Here is a 15,859-nt window from a genome sequence, read left to right as displayed (position 1 = left end):
GTCATGGACGAACCGAGAAGCCGCGAACAGCGCCGCGAGGACACGCTCCGCAGGTTGGCGAACGACGTCGACGCCTGGGTGGCCACCGCGTCCGGTGACGTGCCGTGCCTGGTGCCGCTGTCGTTCCACTGGGACGGTGAGGCGCTGTACCTGTCGACCCTCGACACCAACCCGACGGCGGTGAACCTGGCCGCCAACGGCCGGGTGCGCCTCACCCTCGGCGAGACCAGGGACGTCGTGCTGATCGAGGGCACCGCGACGGTCGTGACCCCGTCGCCTTCGGTGGTGACGGCCTTCGCGGAGCGCACCGGGTTCGACCCGAGCACGTTGGACCGCTACCCGTACTTCCGCGTGGTGCCGGTGTGGATCCAGGCGTGGCGCGAGGTCAACGAGATCAAGGACAGGGACCTCATGCGCGACGGCCGGTGGATCTGATATCCAGGACGCGTGCTGTACTCCGCGAAGGGCGACGAGATAACCGCCGCCCAGCTGTACCCGCTGCTCAAGCTGCGGGTGGACGTGTTCGTGGTCGAGCAGGAGTGCCCGTACCCCGAACTGGACGGCCGTGACCTGCTGGCGTCGACCGTGCACCTGTGGTGGCAGCCGGGCGACGAGGTGCTTGGCTACCTCCGCCTGCTCCGCGAGGACGACGGCACGCACCGCATCGGCCGCGTCTGCACGGCGCTGTCCGCGCGCGGCAGCGGCCTGGGCGCACAGCTGATGACGGCCGCGATGGCACACATCGGCGACGAGGCGGCCGTGCTGGACGCGCAGACGTACGCCCTGGACTTCTACGCCCGCTTCGGCTTCGTCCCGGAAGGCGACCGCTTCCTGGAGGACGGCATCGAACACCAGACCATGCGCCGCGCGGCGCTGGTGTCCTGACGCGACGGCTCGGGACCGTCAGGCGCTCAGCGCGGCGCGTGCGTGACGATGACCTCGATCGCGCGGTCGATGTCGGCTTCCGACAGGTCGGCGCGGGCGGTCAGGCGCAGGCGGGAGATGCCGTCCGGGACCGACGGCGGGCGGAAGCAGCCCACCCACACACCCGCCGCGCGACAGTCGTCCGCCCACTGAACGGCCTGCTCCGGTGACGGTGCGAGCACCGACACCACCGCCGCCGCCGGGTCGGTGACCTTCAGGCCCGCCTCCCGCAGGCGGAACGCGAACGTCAGCGCCACCTCGCGCACGCGCTCCGGCAGCGTCGGCTCCTCCTTCAGCACGTTCAGCGCCGCCAGGGCGGCCACCGTGCTCGCCGGGGCCAGGCCGGTGTCGAAGATGAAGCTGCGTGCCGAGTCGATCAGGTGCTTGATCACCCGCCGGGGGCCGAGGACGGCACCGCCCTGCGCGCCGAGTGACTTCGACAGCGTCACGGTCGTCACCACGTCCGGCTCGCCGATCAGGCCCGCCTCGGCGACCGCGCCGCGGCCACCCTCGCCGAGCACGCCCAGGCCGTGCGCGTCGTCGACCACCAGCGCCGCCCCGTGCGCGCGGCACGCCGCGTGCAGTTCGCGCAGCGGCGCCAGGTCACCGTCCACAGAGAACACCGAGTCGGTCACCACGAGTGCGCGCTCGGTGCGGCGCGTCTTGAGCGCGTGCGTGACGGCCGCCACGTCGCCGTGCTTCATCACCGCCACGTCGGCGCGGGAGAGCCGGCAGCCGTCGATCAGCGACGCGTGCAGGTAGGCGTCGGTCACGATCGCCGAGCCCTTGCCGGACAGGGCGGTGACCGCGCCGAGGTTCGCGGTGAAGCCCGACGAGAACACGAGCGCGGCCTGCGTGCCGCAGAACTTCGCCAGCTCGTGCTCCAGCTCGATGTGCGCCTCGGTGGTGCCCGTGACCAGGCGGGAACCGGTCGAACCGGCGCCCCAGCGCAGCGCCGCGGCCGCGGCGGCGCCGGTGACCCGCTTGTCGCGGGACAGGCCGAGGTAGTCGTTGCCCGCGAGGTCCAGCACGTCGGAGTCGGGACGCCGGGGACGCAGCTGCCGCGCGAGTCCCGCGCGCCGGCGCTCGTCCGCGTGGGTGTCGAGCCAGTCGAAAACCGAGGTCACGCCGTCGAGTCTGACACCCCGCCCGTCGCGGCCCGATCGAGGCCTTGTTGGCAGGTGGATAACAGTTCGGCTGGCTCCTTGCCCGGGCCGTTTTGGGCGGTTACCGTCCGGTTCTGCCGTGATCGACGTCACAACCCCGGGGTGGCGATGGCAATGGTGCCGGTCCTGTCGGTCAACAACCTCGAAGTCGTGTACGACGACGTCGTCCTCGTCCTCCGCGGCCTGTCCCTCGACGTCCCCGACGGCGCGATCGTCGCGCTCCTCGGCGCCAACGGCGCGGGCAAGACCACGCTGCTCCGGGCCGTCACCGGGCTGCTCGTCGCGCACCGCGGCAAGATCACCAAGGGCACGGTGACCGTCGCGGGCGACGACCTCACCGGCGCGGACCCCACCGACGTCGTCCGCAGGGGCGTGGCCCAGGTGATGGAGGGCCGCCGGATCTTCGCCGAGATGTCCGTGGAGGACAACCTGCGCGCGGGCGGGCACTCCAGGAAGAAGGCCGAGTACCGCGAGGACGTGACCAGGGTCTTCGACCTGTTCCCGGTGCTCGCGCAGCGGCGCCGCGGCACGGCCGGCTATCTCTCCGGCGGCGAGCAGCAGATGCTCGCGATCGGCCGCGCGCTCATGGCCCGCCCGAAGCTGCTGCTGCTCGACGAGCCGTCGCTGGGGCTCGCGCCGAAGCTGGTCGAGCAGGTCCGCGACATCGTCGTGCAGATCAACGGGCAGGGCACGAGCGTGCTGCTGGTCGAGCAGAACGCGGTGATGGCGCTGTCCATCGCGAGCTACGGCTACGTCCTGGAGGTCGGCAAGGTCGTCCGGGACGGCCCGGCCGCCGAGCTCCTGGACGACGAGGACATCCGCGAGTTCTACCTCGGGTCGGCGCCGGACTCGGGTCGTCGGTCGTTCGCCGAGGTCAAGAGCTACCGGAGGAAGAAGCGATGGAGCGCGTGAGCGGAGCTCGCGGAGCGAACCACGACGCCGTGAGCACGCCTCTCCTCGAGGTGGCGGACCTGACGCTGCGGTTCGGCGGCGTCACCGCGCTGAACGGTGTCAGCTTCACCGTCGGCCGCGGTGAGCTGTTCGCGGTGATCGGCCCGAACGGCGCGGGCAAGACGTCGATCTTCAACTGCCTCAACGGCGTCTACCGCCCGCAGCGCGGCACGATCACCCTCGACGGCAAGCGGATCAACGGCCGCTCCCCGGCGGCGATCGCCGGCATGGGCGTCGCGCGGACGTTCCAGAACCTCGGCCTGTTCGAGCAGCTCACCCTGATCGAGAACCTCATGCTCGGCCGCCACCACCTGATGCGGACCGGGATGCTCGCCGGGATGGCGTGGTGGGGCCGCGCCAAACGCGAGGAGGTCGACCACCGGGCGGCGTGCGAGGAGATCGTCGAGCTGCTGGAGCTGGAGCCGTACCGCCGCACCCCGGCCGGGCTGCTGCCCTACGGCGTGGCGAAACGCGCGGAGCTCGGCCGGGCGCTCGCGATGGCGCCGACGCTGCTGCTGCTCGACGAGCCGGTGGCGGGCATGAACGTCGAGGAGACCGAGGACATGGCCCGCTACCTGGTGGAGGTCCGCCGCGAGCTGGACCTGGCGATGATCCTCGTCGAGCACGACACCCGCCTGGTCATGGACCTCGCGGACCGCGTGCTGGCGCTGGACTTCGGGACCGCGATCGCCCTCGGCAGACCCGAGGAGGTCCAGCAGGACCCGAAGGTGGTCGAGGCCTACCTCGGTGGTGCGGCATGACCCGGACACTGTGCGCGCGGCTCCTCGAACACGCCCGGGAACGCCCGGACGACGTGGCGATCCGCGAGAAGCACCGCGGCATCTGGCGCGAGTGGACGTGGGCGGAGTACGCGCAGCGCGTGGCGAACGTGGCCGCCGGGCTGCGGGACCTCGGCGTCGGCCCGGGCGACCGGGTCGCGATCCACGCGGAGAACCGGCCGGAGTGGGTGATCGCGGACCTCGCCGTGCAGGGGCTGGGCGCGTGCGCGGTGGGCGTGTACCCGACGTCGCCCGCGGCCGAGGTGGAGTACGTGCTGGCGCATTCGGAGGCGTCGGTGCTGATCGCCGAGGACGAGGAGCAGCTGGACAAGGCGCTGGAGGTCCGCGAGCGGCTCCCGTTGCTGCGGCACGTGGTCGTGATGGACCCGCGGGGCGTGCGGGCCGAGGTGCTCACGTTCGCCGACATCGAGAAGGACGACCCGGACGCCCTTGCCGCGTACGAGGACTCGGTCACCGCGCTCGACCCGGCAGGCACGGCGATCCTGGTGTACACGTCCGGCACGACCGGCCCGCCGAAGGGCGCGATGATCTCGCACGCGAACCTCGTCGCGGCGGGCGAGACCGCGGTCGCGCTCGGCACGCGGCAGGGCGACGAGGTGCTGAGCTACCTGCCGCTGTGCCACGTGGCGGAGCGGCTGATCTCGGTGATCGACGGGGTGTGGGTGCCCGCGGTGGTGAACTTCGGCGAGGGCGGCCCGTCGTTCCCGAACGACCTGCGGGACGTGCAGCCCACGGTGTTCCTCGGCGTGCCACGCGTCTGGGAGAAGATGCTGGCGACGGTCGAGATCCGGATGGCCGACGCGTCGCGGCTCAAGCGGGTGCTGTACCGGACGTGCCTGCGGCAGGGCCGCCGCCTGGCCCCGCGCAGGATGGCCGGGCGTCTGTCGCCGGTGGACCGCGTGGTCCTGGGCTTGTGCGAGCTGCTGGTCTTCCGCGCTCTGCGGGAGAAGCTGGGCATGTCGCGGGTCCGCGTGCCGCTGTCCGGGGCCGCGCCGATCGCGCCGCAGGTGCTGGAGTACCTGTGGGCCATCGGGATCCCGGTCCGCGAGGGCTACGCGCAGACCGAGAACACCGCGATCTGCACCCTGACCCCCGACGACGACATCCGCCTCGGCTCGGTCGGCAGGGCGCTGCCGGGCGTCGAGGTGCGGATCGCACCGGACGGGGAGATCCTGACCCGTTCGGCGGGCGTGTTCCAGGGCTACCTCAACGACCCGGTCGCCACCAAGTCCACGGTGGACGAAGACGGCTGGCTGCACACGGGCGACGTCGGCGAGCTGACCGAGGACGGTTTCCTGCGGATCACCGACCGCAAGAAGGACATCATCATCACGGCGGGCGGCAAGAACATCTCCCCGTCGGAGATCGAGAACCGGCTGAAGGTGTCCCCGTTCATCCGCGAGGCGGTCGTCATCGGCGACCGCCGCAAGTACCTGACCGCGCTGATCGGCATCGAGCTGGACACGGTCGGCAACTGGGCGTCCCGCAGGGGCATCCCGTACACCACGTACGCCGACCTGACCACCAAGGACGAGGTGCGCGCGCTGATCGACGGGGTGGTGCGCGCGGCGAACGAGGACCTGGCGCAGGTGGAACGCATCAAGCGGTTCACGTTGCTGACCAAGGAACTCGACCACGAGGACGGCGAGCTGACCGCGACGCAGAAGGTGAAACGCAAGGCCCTCGAACTGCGCTTCGAACCCGAGATCGAGGCGATGTACTCATGACCTCCTTCCTCACCAACGTGTTCGCCGGGCTCGCGCTCGGCTCCACCTACGCGCTCGTCGCACTCGGGTTCGTCGTGATCTACAAGTCGACCGGGGTCATCAACTTCGCGCAGGGCGGGCTGCTCGCCCTGGGCGCCTACCTCGGGTACACGTTCGCCGACAACCTCGCGATCGCGTTCGGGGTGTCGATCCTGCTCGCGTGCGCGGCGGCGGCGATCGTCGGCGCGAGCGTCGAGCGGCTGGTGCTGCGGCGGATGGTCGGCCAGCCGCCGTTCGCGGTCATCATGATCACCATCGGGCTCCTGTTCGTCATCGAACCGCTGATCACCGCGATCTGGGGCTTCGACAACCTGCCGCTCGCCAACCCGTGGAACATCCAGACCGTCGAGGTCGGCGGGCTCGTGCTGGGGGTCCGCGACCTGTGGACCATCGGCATCACCGCCGCGGTCGTCGTCGCGTTCTTCCTCTTCTTCCGGTACACGCGGATGGGACTGGCCATGCGGGCCACCGCGTTCGACCCGGAAGCCGCGCTCGCGCAGGGCATCTCCGCCCGTCGCGTGTACGCCACGTCGTGGGCCATCGCCGCCGCGCTCGCCGCGCTCGCGGGCATCACGCTCGCCGCCGGACCGGGCGGGCTCTCGCCGTCGATCAGCTTCATCGCGCTCGCCGCGTTCCCCGCGATGATCCTCGGCGGCCTCGACTCACCGGCCGGCGCCGTGCTCGGCGGCGTGATCATCGGCCTCGCCGAGGCGCTCACCCGCGGCTACCAGGACCAGCTGTTCTCCTGGGCGGGCGCGAACGTCTCGCTGATCGTCCCGTACCTGCTCATGATCGTGATCCTGCTGCTCCGGCCGTACGGGTTGCTCGGCACCAAGGACGTGAGGCGGATATGAGCAAGGCGCACCGCAACATGGTCCGCTCCTACGAGCAGGACCTGCGGCTCTTCGGCTCGCCCATGGCCAAGGCCGGCCTCGCGCTCATGCTCGTGACGCTGCTGGTGCTGCCGACCGTGGTGCAGGACGACTTCTGGCTGTCGGTGCTCATCTACTCCGGCATCACGGCCATCGGCGCGATCGGGCTCAACCTGCTCACCGGCTACTGCGGCCAGATCTCGCTGGGTCACGCGTTCTTCATCGGCGCGGGCGCGTACGTGGCTGCGGTCGTCGGCGGTGACCTCGAACTGCCGCTTCCGGTGTGGCTGCTGGCGTCCGCCGCCATCGGCGCCGTGCTCGGCGGGCTCATCGGCCCGTTCACGCTGCGCCTGCGCGGCCACTACCTTGCGATCGTCACGCTCGGACTGATCTTCATCGGCGAGCACCTGTGGCGGAACCTGCGCGACGTCACCGGTGGCAACAACGGCACGTCCGTCGGCGCGCAGGCCACGATCGGGCCCGTCGACCTCGGCGCGCTCGAGATCGCGGGCGAGAACTACTCGCGCAACCAGGGCTACTTCTGGCTCGTGTGGGCACTGGTCGCGATCATCGCCCTGCTGGCCAAGAACCTCGTCCGCACCCGTCCCGGCCGCGCCTTGCGCGCGGTGCGGGACCACGACCAGGCCGCCGAGGTCATCGGCGTGCGCGCGGGCCGGTACAAGATCGGCGCGTTCATGGTGTCGAGCGCGATCGCCGCGATGGCGGGCGCGCTCTTCGGGTCCTACCAGCAGCACGTCAGCCCCGACGACTGGACGCTGCTGCTGTCCATCCAGTACATCGCGATCATCATCGTCGGCGGCCTCGGCACGATCTTCGGATCGATCCTCGGCGCGATCTTCGTCGGGGCGCTGCCCGCGCTCATCGACGAGTACAGCTCCGCCATCCCCGGTGTCGCCACCGAGGCGGGCGGGGACGGGTTCATCTCCGTGTTCGCCCTCAACCAGGCCATCTTCGGCCTGCTGATCGTGTTGTTCCTCGTCTTCGAACCCAGAGGCCTCGCGGGCATCTGGTTCCGGGTGAAGGCCTACTTCAAGGCCTGGCCCTTCTCCTACTGACGCAACAAGGAGGCGTCATGACACGCAAGGTTGCCGCGCTGGCACTGGGGTTGGCGCTGGTCCTGTCCGCGTGCGGGGGCGCGGGGGAGGACGACGACGGTGGCGGCGGCTCGGCAGGCGCGCCGGGCAACACCGCCGGTTTCGACGGCAAGACCATCAAGCTCGGCGTGCTGACCCCGCTGTCCGGCACGGTCGCGGTGATCGGGCAGCCGCTGACCGCGGGCAACGAGGTCTGGTTCGAGGCGCTGAACGCCAAGGGCGGCGTCGGCGGCAAGTACAAGGTGGAGCTGGTCCAGGAGGACACGCAGTACAAGACGGACATCGCCGTCCAGAAGTACAACAAGATCAAGAGCGACGTCGTCGCGTTCACCCAGGTGCTCGGCACCGCGCCGACGCTGGCCGTGCTGCCGCAGCTCAGGACCGACAAGATCCTCGCCGCGCCCGCGTCGCTGGACGCGCTGTGGGTGCGGGAGGACAACCTGCTGCCGGTCGGCGGGCCGTACCAGGTGCAGGCCATCAACGCGATGGAGTACTGGTTCACCGACGGCGGCGGCACCACGAGCGACCGGATCTGCACGATGATCCAGGACGACGTGTACGGCGAGGCCGGCCAGCAGGGCATCGACTTCGCCGCCGAGAAGTACGGCTTCAAGGTCACCAACACGCAGCGGTTCAAGGTCGGCACCGAGAACTACGCCGGCCAGATCGGCGCGCTCGCGGGCGCGAGCTGCCAGGTGGTGTTCCTCGTGGCCACCCCGTCGGACGCCGCGAAGATCTGGGGCACCGCCGCGCAGGCCCGGTTCGCGCCGCAGTGGTTCGGGCAGTCGCCGAGCTACACCGGCGCGCTCGCGAAGTCCGCGGTGGCGCCGTACATGCAGCAGTCCGTGCTGATCGTGTCCGAGGGCACCGAATGGGGCGACAACTCCGTGCCCGGCATGACGAAGATGGTCGCCGACGCCGAGAAGTACGCCCCGGACCAGGAACCGGACTACTACTTCGCGTTCGGCTACAACCAGGCCCGCGCGATGACCGCCGTGCTGGAGAAGGCCGTCGAGCTCGGCGACCTGTCCCGCGAGGGCATCCTGCGCGCGTCGAACGAGCTGGGCACGGTGAGCTTCGACGGCCTGACCGGCGACTACCAGTACGGGCCGGCCGCCGACCGCAACCCGCCCAGGTCGAGCACCATCTTCGGGGTCGACCCGGCGAAGCCGTTCGGTCTGAAGAAGGTCAAGTACAACTTCACCTCCGACGCCGCCAAGGAGTTCGAGTTCAAGAAGGCCGATCTCTGATAACGAATAGTCCGAACATTTTCCCGCGCCGTCACGTGGTTCGTGGTCGAATTGGGGCATGGCGGCGACCGTGACGTTGATCGGCCTGAGCGGGGGACACCTCCCGTGCGGCGCCGGTCCGGCACTCGCCGCGGCGCGGCTGGTCGTCGGGTTCGCGGCCGCGCTCAACACCGTGCTCACGGCCGCGCGAGCGGGCAGCGGACCCGGTGCGCCACGCACCATCGAGGTGCCGCGCGCACCGGGTCTGCCCGCCTCGGCCCTGGACGCGCTCGCGGCCGCGGTGGCGGCGGGGGAGCCCGCGGTGGTGCTCGTGCCCGGTGACCCCGGGTACTTCGGCGCGCTGCGTGCGCTGCGGGACCGGGGGCTGCCGACCGAGTGCCTGCCCGGGGTGACGGCCGTGCAGCGGGTCGCGGCGCTCATCCAGCGGCCATGGGACGACGTGTGCGTGGTCAGTGCGCACGGCGGCGCGTTCCGCGAGGCGGCCAACGTGTGCCGGGCCCGGCCCGCGGTCGGCGTGCTGACCGGACCGGGCGCCGGGCCCGCCGAGCTGGCCGCCGCGCTCGCGGGGTGGCGCAGGACGCTGGTGGTGCTGGAGGACGTCGGCGGACCTGCCGAGGAGCTGTCCATCGTGGACCCGGCGGAGGCGGCCGTGCGCACGTGGCGCGGCCCCACCGTGGTGCTGTGCCTGTCCGACCTCGACCGGGCAGGCGCGCCGGGCTGGCTGGCCGGGTGGGCGCCGTCCGCGCGCCACGACGACGTCGGCGGGTCGCCGGAGATGTGTGCGCTGGCGCAGGCGCTGCTCGCGCCGCGGCCGGGCACGCTCGTGTGGGACGTCGTGGCCGGCGCGGGCGTGGTGGGCATCGAGGCCGCCCGGATGGGCGCGGCGGTGATCGCCGTCGAGCCCGACGCGGGCCAGTGCGTGCGGCTCCGCGCGAACGCGCGGCGGTCCGGCGTGGACATCCGGCTGGTCGACGGTCGCGTGCCGCAGGCGCTGGCCGGGCTGCCGAGGCCGGACGGGGTGTTCCTGGGGACCGCGCGTGCCGACGTGGTGCGGGCGTGCGTGGACGCCGGCGCCGGGCGCATCGTCGTCGAGGTCCACGAGCTGGGCAGCGTCGGCCCGGCCAGGGACGCGCTGGCCGACGGCGGCTACGCGGTCGACGGGCGGCTGCTGTCCTCGGCGCCGTTGCGGGGCCTGGCGAGCGGTGGAGCGGCGGTGGAAAGGGCCACGTCAACCCTGCTGTTATGGGGGACCCGGCGGTAAGTCCATCCGATCGTCGGGTCCCGATCATGCGCGACGAACCCGCTGGTCAGCGCCGTGTTCTCGGCCGTGTTCACCCATCCGGCCTACAACCTTCTGCCGTTGTGGCGGACTGTGAGCGCCTTGTAGCCATAAGTCAGCTCGTGGGCACAACGAGCCTGAACAAGGGAGAAGAGGCATGGCTGAGGCAAGGCGCCTGCTACGCCTGATCGGGGTTGCCGCAGCGGCTCTCGCAACGGCCGGTGTCGCCGGCACGGCCACCGCGGCCGCCGACGACGTCACGCCGATGATCATCGGTGGCGAGGAGACCACCATCGAGGAGAACCCGTTCGCCGTGGCACTGACCACACCGGACGGTTTCCAGTTCTGCGGCGGCACGATCGTCGCGCCGGACAAGGTCCTGACCGCGGCCCACTGCACCGAGGGCAGCGCGCCCGCGGACATCAAGGTCGTGGCCGGCCGGACCTCGCTGTCCGCGGGCGGTGGCACCACGGCGGGGGTCACCGACATCTGGATCCACCCGTCGTGGAACTCCAGCGCACTGCAGAACGACGCGTCGGTCCTCACGCTCGACACCGAGCTGGCCGAGGCGCCGATCGCGCTGGCGTCCCCGGACGACGCGGACCTGTACGCCGCGGGCGCGACCAGCACGGTGCTCGGCTGGGGCACGACCGAGAGCGGGTCCACCTCGGACGTGCTCCGCAAGGTCGACGTCCCGGTGGTCGCGGACGACACCTGCGCGGCGTCGTACGCCGACCAGTTCGACGCCGCCTCCATGGTGTGCGCAGGCCTGGCCGAGGGCGGCAAGGACAGCTGCCAGGGCGACTCCGGCGGTCCGCTGGTGGGCGTGGCCGCAGACGGCACCCGCAAGCTGATCGGCATCGTGTCGTGGGGCCAGGGCTGCGCCGAGCCGAACTACTACGGCGTCTACGGCCGCGTCTCCGCGTTCCACGAGGAGCTGCAGGGCGCGATCGGCTGAGCCGTCTCCTCAGGTGAAGGACCGCTCCTGGCGCTCAGGGGCGGTCCTGCCACTTGATGGAGCAGCCGATGCTCGCGGTTCGGCGGAATAATCGCATGTATTGGACAATTCCGCAGTGCCACTTCTTGAACAAGATCCCCGGTGCGGCGCGGATTCGGCAAGGCGATTTGTGGCATCATGATTTGGTGCCACGGCAGACCCGAAGTCAGGTTGCCGCTGTCGTAGTGCTCGCAGCCGCGGCGGCGACGGCGGTAGCTGCCGGGTTCACCGCAGTTCCTTCATTGTCCCAGGTCGGATTCATGATCCTAACGGGCGCGCTCACGGTCGTCGGCCTGATGTTCGGCGAGCGTACGAAGGGTCGCCGGTCGACCGGTGCGCGGTCTGTAATCGGGTGTCGTTCAATTGCATACAGGATTAAAAAAAGCCCAAAGTTCGTTACCGTTTTGAGTCCAACGGCTGTATCGAACGGCGTAATTAGGCACTCCGCAGCCAGATGTATCGGTGTGATCGAATCTGGTCACGAAGAGTGACAGTCCTTTTAGGTCCTTCATGATTCAGCATCGGTGCGCCACTTGATGGAGCAGCCGATGCTCGGCAACTGCCCGACGTCGACCGGTTCGCCCGCGAGCACCGAGGCCACGGCGTCGCCCAGCTCGTCGCCGGTCACCGGCACCCCGTTGCCGGGCCGGGCCGCGTCGAGCCTGCCGCGGTAGACCAGCGTCCGCGCGCTGTCGTAGAGGAAGAAGTCGGGCGTGCAGGCGGCGTGGAAGTCCCGGGCGGCGGTCTGGTCGGGGTCGGCGACGTACGGGAACGTCCACCGCCAGGCCGTGGCGTTGGCGGCCATCTGCTCGGGTGCCTCGTCGTCGCGGACGCCCGCGTTGGGGTTGATCCCGATCACGCCGAGCCCCTGGCGGCGCCACTGCGCGGCGAGCGCCCCGAGCCGGGGCGCGACGTGCCTCACATAGGGGCAGTGGTTGCAGACGAACGCGACGAGCGTGCCGCGCGGGCCGGCGACCCGGTCGAACGTCCAGGTCGTGCCGTCCGGCTCGGCGAGCTGGAACGCGGGGGCCGGGCTGCCGAGTGGGGCCATCGTCGAGGGTGTGGCGACCATGACCCGACGATACCGACGGTCGTGGGGCATGCTGTCGGCCATGAGTGAGTCGCACTACCTGGCCGGACTCGACCTGGCGGGCCGCCGGGTCGTGGTCGTCGGCGGCGGGACGGTGGCGCAGCGCAGGCTGCCGAGGCTGGTGTCGTCGGGTGCGCGGGTGGAGGTGATCTCCCCGGCCGTGACGCCGTCGGTCGAGGCCATGGCGACGTCCGGCCAGATCGTGTGGCACGAGCGCCCGTACGCCGACGGTGATCTCGATGGTGCCTGGTACGTGCTGTGCTGCACGTCGTCCCGGCCGGTGAACGAGGCCGTGTCGGCTGAGGCCGAGCGGTGCCGCGTCTTCTGCGTCCGCGCCGACGAGGGCCCGGCGGGCACGGCCGTCACCCCGGCGACCGGCAACCACGACGGCCTGCTGGTGGGTGTCCTCGCGGGCGGCGAGTTCCGCCGGTCCGCGGCCGTCCGCGACGGTGTCCTGGCCGCGTTGCGGTCGGGTGGCGTCCAGGTGGGCGGCCGGCGCCCGCACGGCGTGGCCCTGGTCGGCGGTGGCCCCGGCGACCCGGACCTGATCACGGTGCGCGGCCGCAGGCTCCTCGGGCTGGCCGACGTGGTGGTGGCCGACCACCTCGCGCCGGGTGCCCTGCTGGAGGAACTGGACCCGTCGGTGACGGTGATCGACGCGGCGAAGCTCCCGTACGGCCGGGCGGCGTCCCAGGACGCGATCAACGACCTGCTCATCTCCCACGCCCGCGAGGGTCGCTTCGTGGTCCGGCTCAAGGGCGGCGACCCCTACGTCTTCGGCCGCGGCTTCGAGGAACTGCTCGCCTGCGCGGCGGCGGACGTACCCGTCACGGTCGTTCCCGGGGTGACGTCAGCGTTCGGCGTCCCGGCGGTGGCCGGCGTGCCGGTGACACACCGGGGCGTGGCGCACGAGGTGGTGGTGGTGTCGGGTCACGTGCCGCCGGGACACCCGACGTCGCTCGTGGACTGGCCGGCCTTGGCGGCGCTGAAGGGAACGCTGGTGCTGCTGATGGCGGTGGAACGCGCGGGCGCCATCACCAAGGCGCTGCTGGAGGGCGGACGAGCCCCGGACACCCCCGCGGCGGTGATCCAGGAGGGCACGACGGCGAACCAGCGCATCGTGAGGTCCACTTTGGACAAACTGGCGGACGAGGTTGTCGCGCAGGGCATCCGCCCACCCGCGATCATCGTCATCGGCCCGGTGACCGCCCTGGGCGGCTGATCGGGGGCCGGCCTCCGGCCCCCGATTTCCAGCGTACCAAGGGATACCGACAATCCCGCCCGGTTGTCCACAGGGCACGGAGTTGTCCACAGCCACCGCCCGACGCGCCCGTTCTGTCACCCCGATCCGGTAGTGTGGTTCGAGGGGGCCGGAGGCCGCCGGGCGGCGCGCATCCCTTGCGCGCCAACACTTTGCGGGTCACGCCGCCCCGAGCCGCGCTTCGGTGTGGCGCTGCGTTGGAGACCCCCATGGGGGTGTGGCTTCCTGCCTTGTCAGGCCAGTGCCCTGGGCTGGGTATCGGCTCCGGGGTCGTGACTGCTGGATTCACGGCGGGCTGCACCCCGCACCAGGCGGGCTTCCCGCCAGGGTTTGTCCACAGGCCGGTGGTCGGTGGCCCGTTTCTGTCGGTGGTGCCCGGTAGCGTGGTTCGAGGGGGCCGGAGGCGAGCCCCGGACCGTCGGGCCGGTGCGTGTTCGCGGCCGCGGGAACTGCCTGGGACACGCGTCGGCCCCCGGCTGGTGGGCCGGGGGCCGAACTACGTGGTGGGTCAGCGGTCTCGGTTGCGGTCCGAGCGCGCGCGCCGCGGGTTGAAGCGCTCACGGTTGCGGTTGCCCTGGCCTCGGTAGCCACCGCCGTTGCGGGCCGTGCGCGGTGGGCGCTTCGTCTGCTCCTGCTCGACGATCGGCTCGCCGCTCGGGACCCGGGCGCCCGTGATGCGGACCAGGTCGTCGTCGCCCGGGGTGACCTTCGTGCTCGTCGGGCGGACGCCCGCCTGCTCGGTCATGCGGAACACCGTGCGGCGCTCCTGGTGGGTCACCACCGTGACCACGGTGCCCGACTCGCCTGCCCGGGCCGTGCGGCCCGCGCGGTGCAGGTACGCCTTCGGGTCCGCGGGCGGGTCCACGTGCACGACGAGGCTCACACCGTCGACGTGAATGCCGCGGGCCGCCACGTCCGTCGCGATCAGGACCGGGAGCGAACCCTCCTTGAAGTCGCCGAGGACCCGGTTGCGGGCGCCCTGCGTCTTGCCGCCGTGGAGCGCGCCTGCGCGGACGCCGATCGAACGCAGCTTCGCGGTCAGTCGGTCCACGTGGTGCTTGGTGCGGAGGAACATGATGGTGCGGCCCTCGCGGGCGGCCATCTCCGCGATCACCGCGGGCTTGTCCTCCTTGGACACCAGCAGCACGTGGTGGTCCATGGTGGTCACGCTGGCCTTCGCGGGCTGCACCGAGTGCGTCACCGGGTCGTGCAGGTAGCGGGTGACCAGCTGCTGGACGTCACCGTCCAGCGTGGCCGAGAACAGCATCCGCTGGCCGTCCGGCGTCAGGTCGAGGATCGCGCGGACCTGCGGGAGGAAGCCCATGTCGGCCATCTGGTCGGCCTCGTCGATCGCGGTGAACGCGACCTCGTCCAGGACGCACGTGCCCTGGCGGACGTGGTCGGACAGCCGGCCGGGGGTGGCGATCAGCAGGTCGACGCCGCGGCGCAGCGCGTCCGACTGCTTGGTGAACGACATGCCGCCGACGACCGTGCGGCACCACAGGCCGAGCGCCTTCGCGAGCGGCGTCAGCGAGTCGCTGACCTGCATGGCCAGCTCACGGGTCGGCACGAGCACGATCGCACGCGGGTGCTTCGGGCGGGCCCTGCCGCCGTCGAGACGGGACAGGAGCGCGAGCCCGAACGCGAGCGTCTTGCCGGAGCCGGTTTGGGCGCGGCCCAGCACGTCACGCCCGGCGAGCGCGTCGGGCAGCGTCGCGGCCTGGATGGGGAACGGCTTGGTGATGCCGGCCTTCGCGAGCTCGGCCGAGAGCTTCGCGGGCAGCCCCAGCTCGTCGAACGAGTCGATGTCGGGGATGGGGCTGGTGGGGATCTCGTCGAACGCCGAGGTCTGCGCGTGGTCGACGCGCGGCCGGCGGTCGAAGTTGTTCTTGCTCACTCGGCTGCGAGGCTTGCGTGAGCGGTGGCCGGCAGCAGCCGACCGGTTGTGCATCGTGGTCACAAAGGTCCTCTCGGGACTTGGCGCGTCCCGGAGAACCCTGGTGATCAGGGGCACGGACGAGCCCGGCGCACGTTGCGCCGAAATAGGTGGTGGTCACCGCTTGCCGATCCGGCGCTTCCCGCCGGGCAGGGGAGCGGCACAGGGTCCGCTCGCGGTGCGATCTACAGCTTACTCGATCCCGAAGTCGAACGACGGGCGGCACGACGTGTGCCACCAGCCAGGACGGGTCTCGGGGCCTGACGGCCCGCCCCCTGGACGAACCGCCAGACCGGGCATGTGATTCCCGGTCACGCGGGTTCGGATCCACATCATGACATTCGCCACAGGGGTGGGCGTGTCTTGGCGGACGGTCGGAGCCGTGGGTCCTTGGCGCGGGCCGAAGGGTTTGACCTGGGGATCGTGGGCACCTCCAAGCGGCTCGATGGCCA

General features: G+C 71.2%; 14 protein-coding genes. 11 read left to right on the top strand and 3 right to left on the bottom strand.

Annotated elements, in window-relative coordinates:
- The first annotated feature begins 3 nt into the window (after positions 1 to 3).
- Complete coding sequence (locus ACYQ77_RS32840; protein WP_459718222.1) at positions 4 to 435, top strand: pyridoxamine 5'-phosphate oxidase family protein; 432 nt, start codon at positions 4 to 6, stop codon at positions 433 to 435.
- A 12-nt stretch (positions 436 to 447) separates the two neighbouring features.
- Positions 448 to 885 carry a GNAT family N-acetyltransferase gene (locus tag ACYQ77_RS32835; RefSeq protein ID WP_459718219.1) on the top strand — a complete coding sequence of 146 codons (438 nt, stop codon included), beginning with the start codon at positions 448 to 450 and terminating at the stop codon, positions 883 to 885.
- A gap of 26 nt (positions 886 to 911) precedes the next feature.
- Here ACYQ77_RS32835 and ACYQ77_RS32830 read toward each other — a convergent pair whose 3' ends face one another.
- Positions 912 to 2,051: an 8-amino-7-oxononanoate synthase gene (locus ACYQ77_RS32830; protein ID WP_459718217.1), complete on the bottom strand. Its 1,140-nt coding sequence runs from the start codon at positions 2,049 to 2,051 to the stop codon at positions 912 to 914.
- 147 nt (positions 2,052 to 2,198) lie between these two features.
- Between ACYQ77_RS32830 and ACYQ77_RS32825 the strand changes: the two genes are divergently transcribed.
- The 8 genes from ACYQ77_RS32825 to ACYQ77_RS32790 all read left to right on the top strand — a co-directional run bounded on the left by ACYQ77_RS32825 (position 2,199) and on the right by ACYQ77_RS32790 (position 11,081).
- A complete protein-coding gene (locus ACYQ77_RS32825) occupies positions 2,199 to 3,002 on the top strand; it encodes an ABC transporter ATP-binding protein (RefSeq protein WP_459718545.1) in 804 nt (267 codons plus the stop codon).
- Positions 2,990 to 3,802 (top strand): ABC transporter ATP-binding protein, encoded by an 813-nt coding sequence (locus tag ACYQ77_RS32820; RefSeq protein WP_459718214.1) that lies wholly within the window; start codon positions 2,990 to 2,992, stop codon positions 3,800 to 3,802. The genes ACYQ77_RS32825 and ACYQ77_RS32820 overlap by 13 nt, the downstream gene beginning before the upstream one ends.
- Positions 3,799 to 5,568 (top strand): AMP-dependent synthetase/ligase, encoded by a 1,770-nt coding sequence (locus ACYQ77_RS32815; protein WP_459718211.1) that lies wholly within the window; start codon positions 3,799 to 3,801, stop codon positions 5,566 to 5,568. Before ACYQ77_RS32820 ends, ACYQ77_RS32815 begins: the two co-directional genes overlap by 4 nt.
- Positions 5,565 to 6,461: a branched-chain amino acid ABC transporter permease gene (locus ACYQ77_RS32810; protein ID WP_459718208.1), complete on the top strand. Its 897-nt coding sequence runs from the start codon at positions 5,565 to 5,567 to the stop codon at positions 6,459 to 6,461. Before ACYQ77_RS32815 ends, ACYQ77_RS32810 begins: the two co-directional genes overlap by 4 nt.
- A complete protein-coding gene (locus tag ACYQ77_RS32805) occupies positions 6,458 to 7,555 on the top strand; it encodes a branched-chain amino acid ABC transporter permease (RefSeq protein ID WP_459718206.1) in 1,098 nt (365 codons plus the stop codon). Before ACYQ77_RS32810 ends, ACYQ77_RS32805 begins: the two co-directional genes overlap by 4 nt.
- Positions 7,556 to 7,572: 17 nt before the next feature.
- Positions 7,573 to 8,844, top strand: a complete 1,272-nt coding sequence (locus tag ACYQ77_RS32800) for an ABC transporter substrate-binding protein (protein ID WP_459718204.1) — start codon at positions 7,573 to 7,575, stop codon at positions 8,842 to 8,844.
- Positions 8,845 to 8,902: 58 nt separating this feature from the next.
- Entirely contained in the window at positions 8,903 to 10,105 is a 1,203-nt protein-coding gene (locus tag ACYQ77_RS32795; protein ID WP_459718201.1) for an SAM-dependent methyltransferase, read from the top strand.
- A 175-nt stretch (positions 10,106 to 10,280) separates the two neighbouring features.
- Positions 10,281 to 11,081: a S1 family peptidase gene (locus tag ACYQ77_RS32790; RefSeq protein ID WP_459718200.1), complete on the top strand. Its 801-nt coding sequence runs from the start codon at positions 10,281 to 10,283 to the stop codon at positions 11,079 to 11,081.
- 547 nt (positions 11,082 to 11,628) lie between these two features.
- Here the strand turns inward: ACYQ77_RS32790 and ACYQ77_RS32785 are convergent.
- Complete coding sequence (locus ACYQ77_RS32785) at positions 11,629 to 12,192, bottom strand: thioredoxin family protein (RefSeq protein WP_459718197.1); 564 nt, start codon at positions 12,190 to 12,192, stop codon at positions 11,629 to 11,631.
- A gap of 40 nt (positions 12,193 to 12,232) precedes the next feature.
- Between ACYQ77_RS32785 and cobA the strand changes: the two genes are divergently transcribed.
- Positions 12,233 to 13,432 carry a uroporphyrinogen-III C-methyltransferase gene (gene cobA, locus ACYQ77_RS32780; RefSeq protein WP_459718194.1) on the top strand — a complete coding sequence of 400 codons (1,200 nt, stop codon included), beginning with the start codon at positions 12,233 to 12,235 and terminating at the stop codon, positions 13,430 to 13,432.
- A 547-nt stretch (positions 13,433 to 13,979) separates the two neighbouring features.
- Here cobA and ACYQ77_RS32775 read toward each other — a convergent pair.
- On the bottom strand, positions 13,980 to 15,422 hold the full coding sequence (locus tag ACYQ77_RS32775; protein ID WP_459718544.1) for a DEAD/DEAH box helicase: 1,443 nt from the start codon (positions 15,420 to 15,422) through the stop codon (positions 13,980 to 13,982).
- Between the last annotated feature and the right edge of the window lie 437 nt (positions 15,423 to 15,859).

The organism is Actinophytocola sp. KF-1 (assembly GCF_054661535.1).
The sequence above is the reverse complement of the archived record's forward strand: the minus strand, read 5'-3'. Positions and strand labels throughout refer to the sequence as shown.

Coding starts and splice junctions, on each gene's coding strand:
- ACYQ77_RS32825 (WP_459718545.1), top strand. CDS start 2,199: ATGGCAATGGTGCCGGTCCTGTCGGTCAACAACCTCGAAGTCGTGTAC.
- cobA (WP_459718194.1), top strand. CDS start 12,233: ATGAGTGAGTCGCACTACCTGGCCGGACTCGACCTGGCGGGCCGCCGG.
- ACYQ77_RS32815 (WP_459718211.1), top strand. CDS start 3,799: ATGACCCGGACACTGTGCGCGCGGCTCCTCGAACACGCCCGGGAACGC.
- ACYQ77_RS32810 (WP_459718208.1), top strand. CDS start 5,565: ATGACCTCCTTCCTCACCAACGTGTTCGCCGGGCTCGCGCTCGGCTCC.
- ACYQ77_RS32820 (WP_459718214.1), top strand. CDS start 2,990: ATGGAGCGCGTGAGCGGAGCTCGCGGAGCGAACCACGACGCCGTGAGC.
- ACYQ77_RS32840 (WP_459718222.1), top strand. CDS start 4: ATGGACGAACCGAGAAGCCGCGAACAGCGCCGCGAGGACACGCTCCGC.
- ACYQ77_RS32775 (WP_459718544.1), bottom strand. CDS start 15,422: ATGCACAACCGGTCGGCTGCTGCCGGCCACCGCTCACGCAAGCCTCGC.
- ACYQ77_RS32800 (WP_459718204.1), top strand. CDS start 7,573: ATGACACGCAAGGTTGCCGCGCTGGCACTGGGGTTGGCGCTGGTCCTG.
- ACYQ77_RS32805 (WP_459718206.1), top strand. CDS start 6,458: ATGAGCAAGGCGCACCGCAACATGGTCCGCTCCTACGAGCAGGACCTG.
- ACYQ77_RS32790 (WP_459718200.1), top strand. CDS start 10,281: ATGGCTGAGGCAAGGCGCCTGCTACGCCTGATCGGGGTTGCCGCAGCG.
- ACYQ77_RS32785 (WP_459718197.1), bottom strand. CDS start 12,192: ATGGTCGCCACACCCTCGACGATGGCCCCACTCGGCAGCCCGGCCCCC.
- ACYQ77_RS32795 (WP_459718201.1), top strand. CDS start 8,903: ATGGCGGCGACCGTGACGTTGATCGGCCTGAGCGGGGGACACCTCCCG.